Annotated in this window: 15 protein-coding genes; 3 read left to right on the forward strand and 12 right to left on the reverse strand. The window is 40.0% G+C overall.

Going from position 1 to position 14,626, the window contains the following annotated elements; translation table 11 throughout:
• Positions 1–15 precede the first annotated feature (15 nt).
• Positions 16–1,545 (reverse strand): acyl-CoA carboxylase subunit beta, encoded by a 1,530-nt coding sequence (locus ACFVAD_RS07990; RefSeq protein ID WP_386637880.1) that lies wholly within the window; start codon positions 1,543–1,545, stop codon positions 16–18.
• A gap of 196 nt (positions 1,546–1,741) precedes the next feature.
• On the opposite strand from ACFVAD_RS07990, the gene ACFVAD_RS07995 reads away from it, so the two are divergent.
• A complete protein-coding gene (locus ACFVAD_RS07995; protein ID WP_386637882.1) occupies positions 1,742–3,859 on the forward strand; it encodes a sigma 54-interacting transcriptional regulator in 2,118 nt (705 codons plus the stop codon).
• Between the two features lie 573 nt (positions 3,860–4,432).
• Here ACFVAD_RS07995 and ACFVAD_RS08000 read toward each other — a convergent pair.
• Both ACFVAD_RS08000 and ACFVAD_RS08005 read right to left on the reverse strand, forming a co-directional pair.
• Positions 4,433–5,371, reverse strand: a complete 939-nt coding sequence (locus ACFVAD_RS08000; protein WP_386637884.1) for a phosphotransferase enzyme family protein — start codon at positions 5,369–5,371, stop codon at positions 4,433–4,435.
• A 323-nt stretch (positions 5,372–5,694) separates the two neighbouring features.
• Positions 5,695–5,880: a YrhA family protein gene (locus ACFVAD_RS08005; protein ID WP_386638320.1), complete on the reverse strand. Its 186-nt coding sequence runs from the start codon at positions 5,878–5,880 to the stop codon at positions 5,695–5,697.
• 178 nt (positions 5,881–6,058) lie between these two features.
• On the opposite strand from ACFVAD_RS08005, the gene ACFVAD_RS08010 reads away from it, so the two are divergent.
• Complete coding sequence (locus ACFVAD_RS08010; protein ID WP_386637886.1) at positions 6,059–6,400, forward strand: hypothetical protein; 342 nt, start codon at positions 6,059–6,061, stop codon at positions 6,398–6,400.
• Between the two features lie 218 nt (positions 6,401–6,618).
• Here the strand turns inward: ACFVAD_RS08010 and ACFVAD_RS08015 are convergent, their stop codons facing one another.
• From ACFVAD_RS08015 to ACFVAD_RS08050, 8 genes are all read right to left on the reverse strand, one after another.
• Positions 6,619–7,224, reverse strand: a complete 606-nt coding sequence (locus tag ACFVAD_RS08015) for a YdcF family protein (protein ID WP_386637888.1) — start codon at positions 7,222–7,224, stop codon at positions 6,619–6,621.
• Positions 7,225–7,471: 247 nt separating this feature from the next.
• Complete coding sequence (locus ACFVAD_RS08020; RefSeq protein WP_386638322.1) at positions 7,472–8,086, reverse strand: YheC/YheD family protein; 615 nt, start codon at positions 8,084–8,086, stop codon at positions 7,472–7,474.
• A 271-nt stretch (positions 8,087–8,357) separates the two neighbouring features.
• Positions 8,358–8,576, reverse strand: a complete 219-nt coding sequence (locus tag ACFVAD_RS08025) for a DUF4017 family protein (RefSeq protein WP_386637890.1) — start codon at positions 8,574–8,576, stop codon at positions 8,358–8,360.
• Between the two features lie 802 nt (positions 8,577–9,378).
• Positions 9,379–10,572, reverse strand: coding sequence for an ABC transporter permease family protein (locus tag ACFVAD_RS08030; protein ID WP_386637892.1), 1,194 nt, complete (start codon positions 10,570–10,572; stop codon positions 9,379–9,381).
• Positions 10,550–11,170 (reverse strand): ATP-binding cassette domain-containing protein, encoded by a 621-nt coding sequence (locus tag ACFVAD_RS08035; RefSeq protein ID WP_386637894.1) that lies wholly within the window; start codon positions 11,168–11,170, stop codon positions 10,550–10,552. Before ACFVAD_RS08035 ends, ACFVAD_RS08030 begins: the two co-directional genes overlap by 23 nt.
• Before the next feature lie 3 nt (positions 11,171–11,173).
• Positions 11,174–12,055, reverse strand: a complete 882-nt coding sequence (locus ACFVAD_RS08040) for a hypothetical protein (RefSeq protein WP_386637896.1) — start codon at positions 12,053–12,055, stop codon at positions 11,174–11,176.
• Positions 12,056–12,154: 99 nt separating this feature from the next.
• Positions 12,155–12,676, reverse strand: coding sequence for a hypothetical protein (locus ACFVAD_RS08045; RefSeq protein WP_386637897.1), 522 nt, complete (start codon positions 12,674–12,676; stop codon positions 12,155–12,157).
• 156 nt (positions 12,677–12,832) lie between these two features.
• Positions 12,833–12,982: a hypothetical protein gene (locus tag ACFVAD_RS08050; RefSeq protein WP_386637899.1), complete on the reverse strand. Its 150-nt coding sequence runs from the start codon at positions 12,980–12,982 to the stop codon at positions 12,833–12,835.
• A gap of 173 nt (positions 12,983–13,155) precedes the next feature.
• On the opposite strand from ACFVAD_RS08050, the gene ACFVAD_RS08055 reads away from it, so the two are divergent.
• Complete coding sequence (locus ACFVAD_RS08055; RefSeq protein WP_386637902.1) at positions 13,156–14,091, forward strand: helix-turn-helix domain-containing protein; 936 nt, start codon at positions 13,156–13,158, stop codon at positions 14,089–14,091.
• Positions 14,092–14,168: 77 nt separating this feature from the next.
• On the opposite strand, the gene ACFVAD_RS08060 is transcribed toward ACFVAD_RS08055, so the two are convergent.
• Positions 14,169–14,612, reverse strand: coding sequence for a hypothetical protein (locus tag ACFVAD_RS08060; protein ID WP_386637905.1), 444 nt, complete (start codon positions 14,610–14,612; stop codon positions 14,169–14,171).
• Between the last annotated feature and the right edge of the window lie 14 nt (positions 14,613–14,626).

Genomic DNA, 14,626 nt, shown 5'->3' on the forward strand with positions numbered 1-14,626 from the left:
CATAACCTCCCTAATTTATACTGGATGAATTGCATTACGTTTTTGCAGGCCGCTTGTTTTCTTTGTCCGGTACACGTTGAACCTTCTGATCAACTCTCCCCGCAGTTCATCAAAACCGACAATATCATCAATAATAAGCTTGGATGCCAATCGGTGAATATCGATATTCTCGGCGTACTCCCTCCGCTTTTCTCCGATAAATACGGCTTTTTCTTCTTCTGGAATCTCTTGAATTTTGTTGTAATAGACGGCATTTACTGCCGCTTCCGGCCCCATGACGGCAATTTGGCCGCTTGGAAGGGAAAGGACGGCATCTGCACCGAATGCTGGACCACTCATAGCATATAGTCCTGCACCGAAGCATTTTCGGACGACGACAGAAATCTTTGGAACCGTTGCTTCCGACATAGCCGTGATCATTTTGGCGCCGTGACGAATGATTCCCGCCTGCTCCACTTTCGTACCGATCATATAGCCGGGAACATCTGATAAGAAAACGAGCGGGATCTGATAGGCATTGCAAATCCAGATGAATCTTGCCGCTTTGTCAGGAGAATCAACAAAGAGGGTTCCGCCCTTCACTTTCGACTGATTGGCGACAAGACCGATAACCTTCCCCCCCATCCGCGCAAACCCAGTAATGATTTCAGGAGCAAATAACTCTTTATATTCAAACCAGCTTCCTTCGTCAATCAGCTGATCGATCAGTTCATACATATTGAATGGAGTGTTGTTGTTTTCCGGGATTATCTCTTCTAAGCCTCTGCCTTCTTTCGGTGGTTTTGCTTCTTTTATTTCTGGCACTTCTTCAAAATTTTGCGGCATATACTCCAAATACTTTTTAATCGCTGCAATGGCTTCTTCCTCCGATTGGACCAATATATCGCCAAGGCCGCTTATGGAGCAATGCATGCGCGCACCACCCATTTTATCCATCGTTGTTTTTTCCCCAATCGCCATCTCAACCATTCTTGGTGACCCTAAATAGGCACTTGAATTTCCTTCAATCATAATGACAAGATCGCTAAAAGCCGGAATATAGGCTGAGCCTGCCGGGGAAGGGCCAAAGAGCACACAAATTTGAGGGACCACTCCAGACATTTGAACCATGTTATAAAAGATTTTCCCGCCATGCCTCCTTCCTGGAAAAACATCCAGCTGATCGGTTATTCTGGCTCCTGCCGAATCTATTAAATAAAGAATTGGAATCTTTAAATCTATCGCTTTTTCCTGAATTCTAATATTTTTCTCTACTGATTTTGCCCCCCAGGATCCTGCTTTCACAGTGGAATCCGCCGCAAGAAAACATACCGTCTTTCCATTTATCTCGCCGATCCCTGTCACACAGCCATCCGCCGGCAAACTTGGCTCCTCTGCATTGGCAAATAGCCCGTCCTCAATAATGGTTCCCGGATCAAAGAGCATTTCGATTCTTTTTCGGACAAAGAATTTGCCTGAACTTTCATTATGATGGTGATACTTGCTCGGGCCACCTTCCAAAATTCTCAATTTTTCTTTATAGTATCTTTCTGTATCCTTCCTCATGTTCACCCCTCCAATTCTTCTTACCTATTCAATTGCAAGAAGCGTGCCAAGAAAATCAAGGGATACTTTTAAGAGTTATATAGATTCAGTGAACAAGTCATGTACGAGAATTTGAACAACTGTGCAAAATGTCGTACAATTGTATTGTGTGTATTCTGAATATTCCGCATTAATTTAACGAAGTGTGGTGAAATGAATGAAGGTTGAAAATTTTACTACTACAGCAATCGCAGAGCTATCCCAGGAGAGTACAGTACGAGATGCATTGGAACAGTTTCTTGATAAGCGGGTCGACATCGCCTGTGTTACGCATAAGAATAAGTTGAAAGGTATTGTAACTAAGTATTCTATGTATCGTCTTCTATTAAAGAACCCCTCCCTCGAACAGCCAATTAACGTCGCTATGAAAAAAGATGTTATTACCATTGAGAAAGAAATGTCCCTTTACGATGCAAGAGACATCATGATAAAAGGTCAAGTAAGTCATGCAGTTGTTCTTCAGCATGGGGTGGTGCATGGCATCATGTCCAAATCAGATTTAATTCGGGGAATTATGTCAGAAGTGCAAAATTTGGCAACCCGGATGAGTTCCCTTGTTGAAAATTTGCAGGATGCAGTTATAAGCGTGGATGAAAAACTCAAAATTACCGCATTTAATCAAGCAGCAAAAAGACTTCTTCAATTAAACAGCTCATCATTAGGTACATTCATTCATAACTTATTGCCTTCTTTTAAAAATGACCTGGTCCATTCCCTCACTACCGGAGAGATCATCGAAGCAAAGAAAATCACCCTGCCCAACAATAAAGTAATTGCCTCTTTTATCCCTATTAAACAATTTGATACCCTCACAGGTACCATGGTAGCTTTCAGAGATATCACTGCCTTCGAGTCGGTCGCCAATGAACTGGAAACAACCAAACAGCTCAAAATGATATTAAATAGCGCATTGGAGTTTGCTTACGATGGGGTCATATTAACTGATAAATACGGCAATATTACGATGGCAAATGAAGGGTTCCTGGAGCTATATAAACTAAACTCCAGTCATCAGGTGATTGGGAAATTGATTACGGATGTATCACCTGAAATTCCTGCTTTTAAGAGTTTGAAAGATAAACATGATATAAAAGGAGAATTGATAACGATTCATAATCAATCGTGTATTCTTACACAAGCTCCTATTGTGAAAGATCGGGAAGTTATTGGTGCGATCTTTAAAATCATGTTTCGCCAATTGGATGTTTGGAAAGATTTATTGGGAAGAATGGAGCAACTACAAAGTGAACTCATTTATTACCGTGGCGAACTTATAAGAATGACAAGCAGTGACAATCCCTTTGCGCATATCGTTACTGCCAATGCAGGCATGAAAAAGCTGATTAATGACGCATTTATTGCTGGCCAATCCTTTTCTACTGTAATAATCACCGGAGAAAGCGGGACGGGGAAAGAGCTTGTGGCGGAAGGCATACACAGTGCTTCCGGCCGCCATGGGAATTTTATTAAAGTGAACTGTGCAGCAATTCCGGAAGACCTGCTGGAGTCCGAGTTTTTCGGTTATGCTGATGGAGCTTTCACAGGTGCAAAAAAAGGCGGAAAGCCCGGCAAGTTTGAACTAGCCGATCAAGGCACTTTATTTTTAGATGAAATCGGTGATATGCCACTCTCCTTACAAGCGAAGCTACTGAGAGTATTACAGGAAAAGGAATTTGAACGTGTCGGTGATACAAAAACCACCCATGTAGATGTGAGAATTGTGGCTGCTACAAATAAAGACCTCTGGAAGCTTGTCGAAGAAGAGAAATTCAGAGAAGATCTTTACTACCGAATCCATGTCATCCATCTACATATTCCTCCTCTCCGCAAACGAAGAGATGATATCGATTTACTTTGCAGCTATCTAATAGAGAAAATAAACCGAAAAACGCGGAAAACGATCAGTGGAATTTCCCCCGCTGTGTTACATTTGTTTCAAAGCTATGAATGGAAGGGGAATGTGCGCCAGCTCGAAAATGTGATGGAGCGTGCTTTTCACTTTTGTGAAGGCAGCATCATTGAACTGGATCACCTACCAGAAAAAATGATTACTGGCAGTCCGGGAACCACTTCTCTTCCATTCAACACGGGCACCTCAAGGAATCGACATGAAAAAATTCTGGAACTGGACCGGACGTTTATTATCGAAGCCTTGATAAGAGCCAATGGAAATAAAACAAAAGCTGCAGAGTTTCTGGGCATCAGTCGCTCGACACTTTATCAGAAACTCAGACATCATAAGATAAAGGAAGTCTCATCTTTTATCGATTCATAAATGTGGGAGGATAAAAACGGGTTAATGATGCTGATTTTGTTTGTGTTATCAGAAGCAGATTTAAGACCTTTCTTCAAAAGAGGCGAGAAAGGTCCTAAACTCATCATCTTTTCAACTAACATATAAAGAACCTGAAAAATTTTCCAAAATGCACCATCTTTATAAACTGCAACTAACTCATCTAAAGTTATTATCCTGTTTTTCAAGCAATTGATTTTTTCTGAAACTATTTCCGTCTTCTGAAGCATCAGGGAAGCAACGGGGACGGTTCCATATGCTTCTTCATCATAGGAAAGTCTATATTTCGATATTTATATCCCAGGAAGCAACCGGAACCGTTCCTACTACTTCCTATATTTCAGGGCAGAATCTTATTGCACTGTATATAGATTCTGGAACAAAAAATAATGTGATAGTAACATGAAATTACACTTTCCTTATTAAACGGCTTCTTTAAAACAATAGGAGCTGCCAATGTGACAACTCCTTGTTCCACTTTTGCGCCCGATCGGAAGAACATGGGCTGGTGAAGCTAGCTCGAACTCGTTTGTTCAGTCTAATAACAAAAGTTTGTTAAATACTTAGAATGGAGTGATTTTTTTCAATCCTTATTCTAAAATTGTTCATTATTCGTATTTGCTCTTCTGTTAACTTCTCTTTATTCCAGTACATATGCATCAAGCTGTATTCAAATATTTCTTTTAATTTTATGAATAGAGGAAGTTTATCTAACATCTCTTGAGATATGTCATTTTCCTCTTGATACCCTTCGATAATTGCTTTAGTAATGGAACGCCCATAGTCAACAATGTTACCATTGCCTACAAACGAATACTCCATCGCACTATAGATAGGCACAGCCAAATCAAATATATAATAATGTTTCTCACAATCTTGAAAATCAACCATGGTCAGTTTGGAATCACCATCTACCAAAATGTTTTCTAACCATAAATCACCGTGCAGCAAACCATATGTTGAATCACTTTGAGGCAGGTTTTTTATTGTAGATAAAACCTCATGCGCAATTTCTCTGATAGTGCTTTCTTCTTTAGGGATATATTTAAGGAAATCATACTCCTCATTATTATACCAATCGTTGATGTATCTAATCGTCTCTATATTTTCGAAATTCTTTGAATGACGATGCAATCTACCAATTTGTCGACCTAATTCTTTTAATATACTGGCGTTCCATTGAGTCCTTGGTAAATGTATACCAGGAGCTGCTTTATATAATACAGTTAAGTATTCCCTATCAAGCATTATCCTTTCTACCAGTTTACCGTTTAAGGAAGATATGGTTGGCGAAACTCCAAATCCTACATTATATAAAAAGTTAGTATAAGTAACTTCTTCTAACTGTTCATCATAGGTTTTATAGTTTGTTATTCTAGCAAAGAAGTTACCCTGCACTGCAGTACATCGATACATTTCATTTGTAACTGATTCAATTTCACTAAAATCTATTGGATATATTTTGTTGAGCAATTCTAGTATCTTTGTTTCCATAAAAGCTAATCTCCCGTCTATATTTCATTTAAATAAGTAGTTGTTGGGAATAATTTCAGGACTCACTCAAGTACCATAATAACATAAATATCCAATTTTCCCCTAATTCAATTATCTGTTTTAACTTGCTCTTTATTTTATTGCTTGATGACAAATATCTTATCCTAATTGTCTCTATCTCTATCTTACGGATCTCTTTCCTAATTAAGAAAACCTTGAAAGCATTAATGCAATCAAGGTCTTGTTTTTTTACTTCTTTGAACCATAAATCAAAGATATCATCAGGTAGTAGTTCGTCATCATTTGAATATCTATATTTCCTTTTAAACTGTTTTTCTTAACATTGCAGTGTCAGAATCTGCATAAAATATATATTTCTTTTGCAGCTCATTTTCATACCAAAGCTCATTTGTCTTTATTAGCCCGTGAACTTCTCCCTCTACTTCCCTTTCTAATAGAATTTCATCAACTCCGTATATTACTAATCCATTAATTTCTAATCCTTTTATTTTCTTTAGAAATTCTCTTTACGTCTCTGGTAATACAACCGTCCCCACCGCCTCCCGCATTCTATTAAATTCCCTCTCAGCACTCTACTTATTTTTTGCAAGACTATTATACCTGCCCTATCAGTATTGAATTACGGGAATAATATATATTAACTTGCAAAGAGGGGAGGTGAAATATATGGCTGAAAAAACTTTGAATAACCGCAGTGCAGCTTCTTTGCAAATTGTCCTCCTTGTACGTCAAGGTTCAAATCCGGCAAACTATGCAGGTGAAGTCGCGTTTACCCTTCCTCCGGGACAAACGAGAACAATCACCTATGGAAGCGCGCAGGACCCATTCCTGAATGGTGTGATCATCTCTGCAAACTTCAATGGGGATATCTATTCGAAAACTCAGATCGTAACCGTAAGAGGCACCCAATTGGACAATCTATTGAACTTCAACAGTATCATCGATGTCATCCCGATCTCCACAGACTATACCCTGTTCGGACGGAACCCCAATGCAGTAGCCCCCTGAATGAGCAAGCACACAAAAGAGGAGTCACCTTTTCAATATGGAGGTGACTCCTCTTTTTGTCACAGTGACGTCCCGAAGCTGTCGAATAAAGGGGTTTATTGGATTGGGTAAGTGATGATATTGGTATTTCTTTCATTAAGTTTAATATATATGTGGATTGCAGGTGTTTGTTCCGGGCTACAAAACGAGAAAAGTCACTTTCTACGCGCGAAAGTGACTCACAGATAGATTTCTTCGTCCACCAACGCGCCTTGTTTGACATACATGATGATTTTCCGCGACTCTGCCTCCGCCCGCTTTCTTCCCGGCTCACTCTGAAACCAGTTATCCGCACGTGTTGTGCGGTCATTGACCGGACAGAGGGTAAAGTTGATCCATGATGGCACATAGGTTTTCAGCGTCAGGTGTAGCCTTTTCATATGAAAGGCAGTCGTAACAATCAGCAGCCTGTCTATTTGATGAAGGGAAAATGCCCTGTCCAATATCAGCAGGGATGCCAGCACATTCTCTTTCGTATGGAGGGAGAGGTCCTCTACTAATACATCTTTCTCCGGGACTCCCATTTTGACCGCTTCATTTTTTAGCGCAATAGCCTCGGCATGCTCCAGCCCGTCCCATTTCACACCACCGGAACATAGAATCTTCCCTGCTCTCCCGCTATGATACAGCTCTACCGCTTTTGGAAGACGGTATTGGACTGCTTTGCTGCTGCCGACAACAAGAATGCAATCGCCTTTTTGCTGATCATCATCCAAGCCTTTGAATAATAGGCTTGCAATTTGATGATCTGTTAACGTATTCTCATCTAACTCTGAAATGAGCATCAGTTCACCTCGCATTATTCGTAGATAGCTCTACTTACAGAGCTCCCTCCTTTTATGATACTCGGTAAGCTTTGGTGTTGTGACTTAAAAGGGAGTACAAAAATAACGGGTGATGAGATCGCAGAATATGTTCTGGTGCAAGTCCATAAACCCATAAGAAGAAAACATAGTTCCTGGAAGTATTTAGACAGACAAGAAAACGCAGAAGTATAAAAACTTCTGCGTTTGTTTTATTTTCGCTTTCCTATTACTTTACCTTCTTACTCCTTTGTGCCAAATAGACTGCATATTTTATTGTCGTCTTGGCTATATCAATTTCTAAATTGAAAATAATTAGGACACCCGGGCGCCAGTTAACTTCAAATAACCAAATTTTCTGGTTCTCATCTATCCCTACATCATTTCCCAATTCATCTAATTTATTTTCATATAGACTATCAAATTGGTTAGAAAATTGAAGTGAAAATATTTCCAAATATCGTTTCATGTTATAAGACTCTTCACCAAATTGCATTTCTAAAAAACTATCTAAAAAACTTGTATATCCTCCTTGACTAAGATTTGCAATAACACCTTGCTCCGCAATACGGGGATATACTGCAGTTGTCACCCATCTTCCTTCACCGTTCTTTTGTACGTGGAGGCGGAAATCATATGATTTACCTGCTTTGGTAAGCGAACGGATATATGGTTGGACTAGATAAGTATCATCATTTAAAAGCAGTTCCGTAACCCATTCCTCCAATTCCTTTTCAGTAAATACCTTTTCCATATCATCCGTTTTTAAAACAATCGTTTCTTTCTGCTTCTGTACAAAAATAATCCCTTCTCCTTTGGCCCCGGAAACAGGCTTAATTATAATGGATTCATAGAGGTAATTTTACTTTTAACATATGCTTACTGGTTTTGAAGAATTGGGCAAAAGCACTGACATTTATTTTTTATTGGAATTTTAATTTTTAGTATAAAAAAGGAGTTCCAAAATAGCATCGAGCAGTTGATTGAAATCACATACTAATGAACACAGCGTGGAGGATATGCCTAGAAGAGTACAGAGGTTGTCGAATAATGTTATTATTCTACTGGTCTAATATGCCTTTAATCTGCAAAAAGCTGATGAGTCTATTCACACATCAGCTTTTGTAGATATCTATACTATTTCTACCATGAGAAGGTTTCTTGCTCACATAAATAGTAACCATTAATACAATCAAGGAAATCGGTATGGCTAAAATTTGTCCAATCAACAATTTCCAGGTCCATGATGAATTGTAGCCTTCCGATGCAGGAATGAAGACAACAATGATGCAAACAATTAAATATACCAATAATGGCAGGACAATCTTTTTCATTTTTTTCTCCCCCGTACTTAAGGATTAAGGATGTTGGATCTAAGGCCATCTACCCCAGATTCTACATCAAGTAAAGAAAATTCATCAAGTAAAGAAAATTCAGGATGAAACCAAAAAACAATAAAAACAGAGGTCTATTCCCTTCTGGATACTATACAGAAAACAAAGCTGGATCCTCTTGGACTTGGCCTGAAATTCAACTCAAGTAATTTGACCAAAAAGAATTTAAATATATTTATATTTTATGCTAATCCAAATATGAAGTAAAAGTGGATGGCAGGATAAAAGAAACAGGTATTTTTAAATGAAGTAAATATAAGTCACTTTTCCACTAAAAAAGTGACTTACATGGAAAATTCTTTATCCACCAAAGCTCCCTGTTTGACATACATAATGATTTTCCTCGCCTCTGCCTCCGCCAGCTTTCTCCCCATTTCACTCTCATACCAGTTATCAGGACGTATTGTAAGGTCATTAACCGGTCAGAGGGTGAAGCTGATCCATGGCTGCATATAGGTTTTCAGCGTCAGGTATAGCCTTTTCATATGAAAAGCAGTGGTGACAATCAGCAGCCTGTCTATTTTATGAAGGGTCCACCCTTCTCGGGGACTCCCATATTGACCGCTTCATTTTTTTGCACAACAGCCTCAGCGTGCTCTTGCCCGTCCCATTTCAAACCACCGGAACATAGAATCTTACCTGCTCTGCCGCTTTGCTTTACTTACAGAGCTCCCTCCTCATAAGCTTTAGTGTGGTGAGTGAAACCGACAAATTTCTAAATTACTTTGTCGGATTGTAATACCTATTCGAACTCCTTTCCTTTCTTCAACAATTCCATCATATCCAGTCGTCCGATTTTCCTGATTCCCATGATATAAACGATCAATAGCGTCAGGAGAAGAATGAATAGATCCATGCCGATTACAAGCAGAAAACGGCTCCAGTTGTTTGGCATGAACTCGAAGAGGAAGCTGATGAGAAAGATGAAAAGGGAAATGATAAACACCTTTTGAAGTGTGCCGGCAATCAGTTTCGTGTAGATGCTGATGACATCCTCGGTTCGGTATCCGTTCAGCTTGAGGATGGCCATTTCTTTCTTCTGGATACGGATGAAGTTAATCAAGAGCAGGACCGCCGTTACGATGGAAGTTAGTACAAAGATGACACCAAGAATTATCAGGATCATTTGCATGGCGCTGATGTTCACAGAGAAATTCTCGAAGCTATTGAATGTATAACTGGTGAAGTATCCCTTTTCTTTTAAAAGCGTTCCTACGTTATCCACATCCTTGATGTCTTTCACATAGACTATCACCTTATCCAGCTGTGTCTCTTTTATGTAGTCAAAGCTGTTGGAAGAGTTCTCGAACATCCTCTCCAGCATTTTCAATGACTGTTCTTCGTTCATATAAGCCTGATTGTTGCCGGGAATGGAATGGATGAGTATGGAATTCTCATTAGTTGCCCCATTTTCTGCAGTCAAGGTCATGGCTATTACATTCTCCGAGGAGTAGCCGCCATCCTTTTCCTCGATTATGGGTATGTTGATTTCCATCCGATCTTGTGCGGGACCTTTTATACAAATGCTATCGTCCTTCAACGTGCAGCCATCGCTGATCAGAAAAGCCAATTCCTCACTGACCCCCATTACCGAATATCCGATTTCCATCTTTTCGTCGAAAATGGTTGGGAGAATATAGACGGGATAAGCTTTTGCCTCCTCTTTGAGATTTTCCGCCTTCAACAATTCATTGATGGCTTCACCATCAGCCGGAACTATCGAACCCGTGGAAGAACCTTCAGCCTTTCCATTTACATGAATGACCTTCACGTTGTTATTGGTTAAGTAGTCCCTGTTAATCATCTCGTATTGATTGATCATGTAGAGAGACATGAAATTGATCATTGTAAGCGAGACTATCATGATAACCAATGAAATATTGAGAAAGTGATGTGTTTTTTTACGCAGTATGTCAACAACTAATTTCTTGTTCATAGAACTTCCCTCTTTCCAGGAATAGCGTGGTATCTGCATGTTCCTTCACGAGAGGATCATGGGTGGTCACAAGAATGAGGCGGTCCTTTGAAAGCTCCATCAGCAAGTGAAGTAATTCCCTTTTCAGCTCATGGTCGATACTTGCGGTAGGTTCGTCCAACAGGATGATATCCGGTGTGTTAATCAATGCCCTTGCCAGTGAAACCCTTTGCCTCTCACCGCCTGAAAGAACCGAAACCTTTTCATCTATCAGCCTTTCAATCCTCAATTGACTGCAGACCTGGTGGATGATTCCATCATATTCACGGATATGGTGTTCTGTCAGATTCAGCTTAATATATAGATTTTCTTTCACTGTTACATTGTTCAATAGCATATGATCCTGCATGACATACTCCAAGCCCATATTATCTGAAATAACCTCTCCGCTATCAGGGGCTTCGAAGCCTGCAATAATGTTCAGCAGGGTGGATTTTCCGCTTCCGCTTATTCCGTAGATGGCATACAGACCGTTTTGCCGGAAGAGGAAATGACAATCCTCCAAAACCGCATGCCTGAATTTTTTAGTGATTCCTTTCAGTTCAAGCTTGGCTTTCATGACCTATCCCTCCACTTTTTCCAGCTTTCCGTCGCTGAATATCAGCAGTTCGGAAGGTTTTTCTTCAAATCCGATAAAACCTTCCCCGGATACACGGATCTTTTTCCCTTCTATATCCATAAGCTGATAGTTCCCTGTGTCATCCACTGACAGGATATATTTGTCATTCACCACCCATGCCAATGCTACTCCATCTTTAAATTCACTCAGCAATTCATCTCCGCAATACATGCTTTGTGACTTTACATAGCATACTTCTTCTTGATAGGTGCTGATATTTTGATTGACTTCCTCTGCCACCAGGTCAAATTCCGTAAGCGATTGGTTGGTTCGGTACAGATTCTGCAGGCCATTCTCAAACAGTAATGTATAAACGTTGTTCCCAGCTGATATGCCGATTCCAAATATTTTTTCAGTCTGCTCATTCTGGGCCGTTTGCAACTTTTCCAGCTTGTTTTTTTCGTTTAAATAAAATAAGCCAACAAACTTTTGGCTATCATTGGAATAGTCCATTACCGAAAATATGTATCGGTCGTCAACAACGGCAAAAGGGAAGATTCCCTCCTCGTCGTTATTGTGCTTGTACACCGTTTCCAATTGCTCCTTTACCCTTTTCATGATCCGGAACTGATTGGTGATCGAATTTCCGGAAGTGATATATTCATCGTTATTATAAAGCCTGTATTGAAACTCATTTTCCTTATCATTTATCTTCCCGGTTCTGGCCATCAGCTCTTTGTCATAGGTATGGTATTCCACCCCATCATAGACAAGCATGCAATCCTCTTCCTTACAGCCTTTTTGCTCCAGTGATTCTGTGGATGCAATATCGCAGCCAAACAGATATCCTGCAAGAAGCAACCACAGCACAACATGCCTTTTCATCAGAATACCTCCATAAAAGAGGAGCCTGGATCAGCTTGGAGATGTTTTCCCCAACAAGCTCCAGACTCCATCCTCAGATGTGTTTCCTAGATTAATAGTTTATACCGATGCATTCACCGACCAGGATCTTGCATCTCCGACAACTTTCACTTTTGCTTCATTCTGAATGGAAACCGTACCGCTTCTGTAATCGGCCCTTGGCTTGATTACGGCATTTCTGCGTTCGGAATAGGCTCCTTTTGCCCCATTGGAATTCTGCCAGTAGGCACCTTTACACACATTCTGCCAGGAGCTGCTTGAACCGGCACTTACCCCATCGTTTGAGATTCCGATGGACATGGAAGCACTGTTTCTCAGGGACGCACATGCTTCCCAGCTGGTTCTGATCCAGTCCACAGATTTGGAACCTGAGTAAACAGCGGATGTCTGATATTCAAACTGATAAGTGTTTCCGCTTATCGTAAGACCGGACCTCCATGCATTGGAAGTGAGCGATCCGTAACCGGTCGGCATATTCACAGTATTTGAATCGGACGCAGCACTTGCTTTACCACCGGAAAAACTGAAGATACTGAAGGCCAATGCACAACTTGTAACAATTAGTGACAACTTTCTTTTCATACTTACAATCCCCCATTCAATCATTTTGTATGGCGAATATGTAGTGTCAAAATAATTCGTTTCCAAGAAGTAAGTACTACATAATTCATGTATATGAAGTTTCAATCAGTTCCGCGGTTACTGATTGTAAACTGCATATCAATGTCATGCGTCAAATCAATCTTCAGAAGGTAGAGTAGGGTCATTTGGGGAGTTTTTCCCCTTATGTGCAGCAACATGAGTAGAATAATCCGTTACAAAAGGTGACCATTCACTTTGACTGAGAAACAGCACACCCAACAATATAACAACAGCAAATTTTTTCATTTTTCTTCCTCCTAATTTGTAGTAGATTCTAGTATGATTATAGTATAGTCAGAATTTTGATGCGTTTTGAATTAGGAGCCAATTTACTTATAAAATGGATGATTTTCTCCAGATTTTTATGTATTTTTTCTCAAAATAAGACATTTGTCATTTTTTGTGGAGGGGGAAAAGAAATGATCAGTAGTAAAGAACTCGGGGAAGAAATCAAACGGCTGCGAAAAAGAAGGCTACTGTCCCAGAAAGAACTCGCAGACGGTATATGCTGCCAGACTACCATCAGCAGCATTGAAAGCGGTCGTGCCTATCCTAGCGTTGATACTCTCTATTATCTTTCACTCCGGCTGAATGTAACAATGGATTACTTCTTTCAGCCTTCTGCCAGACTTAATGAAGCCTATATCACCGAAACCATGAGCAAGATTGAACAGATCCTGATTCAGAAGGATTATACAGAGCTCTATGAAATCACCAATTTTGAACGTATATTAAGAAAGAAGAGGAATTTAGGCGGTAAGTTCAATCAATTTATTGATTGGCATTATTACCGGGCCGCCCAATTAAGGGGATTAATGAGTTGGCGGGAATGTGTGGACCAGCTTTATCTGCTTGTTGACAGCAAAGAAATCAACAGGGTGCAATTCCAGGATTTGAAAATCAAGAATGTGATTGCTAATATCCTCACTGAGAACGGCCAGATTGCAGAAGCCCTTCATAATTATCAGGAAATAATAGAAGCGGATATACCGCTCGAAACTTATCAGAAGTTTAGACTGAAGGTATATTTTAACCTTTCCAAGCTCCTTTTTATTAAGGAGGATTATAGCCACTCTATCGAAATTGCGAAAGAAGCCATCGCTCTGTCAAAGAAGCTGGAAGATTTCTCGATGCTCGGAAATCTCTATACACAAGCTGCGCAAAGCCTGTTAAAGATAGATCCGAAAGCGGAGGAAATCGCCATTTTCCTATCTGATGCAAAGTTCTTATTTCGCCTGGGACAGCGTCATAAAGGTATGGAATTTATCGAAAAATTAGAAAACGACATCAAAAAACCAGCTTCCCTTCAAACAGGGAGCCAACTGATGGAAATTTGCCTGCTGATGGAAATATAAATATAAATAGAGTCCCCTATAGCAGGGACTCTGTTTATAGGCTTAGTCTGAAACATTCCATAACAGATAGAGAACTACTACTTCAAAAAATTTGGAACAACAAAGAATCGTTTTTCAGGGGACAAATTAATAGTGGCATCGTGCTCACCATTCTCATCCTCCCAGAAAATCTTTAATTGCAGCTTGTCTCCACTATCCTTGAACATCGACTCCCAGCTATGGATATAATTGATTTTATTTTTTTCTTTTGTCAATACTTCACCAGAGTTTTCCAACTGATGGATAAGCTCACCGTTCTTCCTCAACTCTGCCCCGAGAAGTTTGGCTTCCTTTTCTCGCTCCAAATATAAATAACCGATCCAATCTCCCTTAGGAGCATTGGACTCTTCATTATAGTCTGCTTTCCATTGCCCGTCTTGGGAATAGCCGATCCACTTAGGAGGCTGATTGACCGAAAAGACTATCCAGATAAGCAAAAACATAGACGCAGCCAGCAGGAAGAAAATCAGCTTTTTTTTCATTGTAAATCCCCCTA

It is taken from the genome of Sutcliffiella sp. NPDC057660, assembly GCF_042800035.1.
Lineage (GTDB): Bacteria > Bacillota > Bacilli > Bacillales > Bacillaceae_I > Sutcliffiella_A.

Coding starts and splice junctions, on each gene's coding strand:
- ACFVAD_RS07990 (WP_386637880.1), bottom strand. CDS start 1,545: ATGAGGAAGGATACAGAAAGATACTATAAAGAAAAATTGAGAATTTTG.
- ACFVAD_RS07995 (WP_386637882.1), top strand. CDS start 1,742: ATGAAGGTTGAAAATTTTACTACTACAGCAATCGCAGAGCTATCCCAG.
- ACFVAD_RS08000 (WP_386637884.1), bottom strand. CDS start 5,371: ATGGAAACAAAGATACTAGAATTGCTCAACAAAATATATCCAATAGAT.
- ACFVAD_RS08010 (WP_386637886.1), top strand. CDS start 6,059: ATGGCTGAAAAAACTTTGAATAACCGCAGTGCAGCTTCTTTGCAAATT.
- ACFVAD_RS08015 (WP_386637888.1), bottom strand. CDS start 7,224: ATGCTCATTTCAGAGTTAGATGAGAATACGTTAACAGATCATCAAATT.
- ACFVAD_RS08025 (WP_386637890.1), bottom strand. CDS start 8,576: ATGAAAAAGATTGTCCTGCCATTATTGGTATATTTAATTGTTTGCATC.
- ACFVAD_RS08030 (WP_386637892.1), bottom strand. CDS start 10,572: ATGAACAAGAAATTAGTTGTTGACATACTGCGTAAAAAAACACATCAC.
- ACFVAD_RS08035 (WP_386637894.1), bottom strand. CDS start 11,170: ATGAAAGCCAAGCTTGAACTGAAAGGAATCACTAAAAAATTCAGGCAT.
- ACFVAD_RS08040 (WP_386637896.1), bottom strand. CDS start 12,055: ATGAAAAGGCATGTTGTGCTGTGGTTGCTTCTTGCAGGATATCTGTTT.
- ACFVAD_RS08045 (WP_386637897.1), bottom strand. CDS start 12,676: ATGAAAAGAAAGTTGTCACTAATTGTTACAAGTTGTGCATTGGCCTTC.
- ACFVAD_RS08050 (WP_386637899.1), bottom strand. CDS start 12,982: ATGAAAAAATTTGCTGTTGTTATATTGTTGGGTGTGCTGTTTCTCAGT.
- ACFVAD_RS08055 (WP_386637902.1), top strand. CDS start 13,156: ATGATCAGTAGTAAAGAACTCGGGGAAGAAATCAAACGGCTGCGAAAA.
- ACFVAD_RS08060 (WP_386637905.1), bottom strand. CDS start 14,612: ATGAAAAAAAAGCTGATTTTCTTCCTGCTGGCTGCGTCTATGTTTTTG.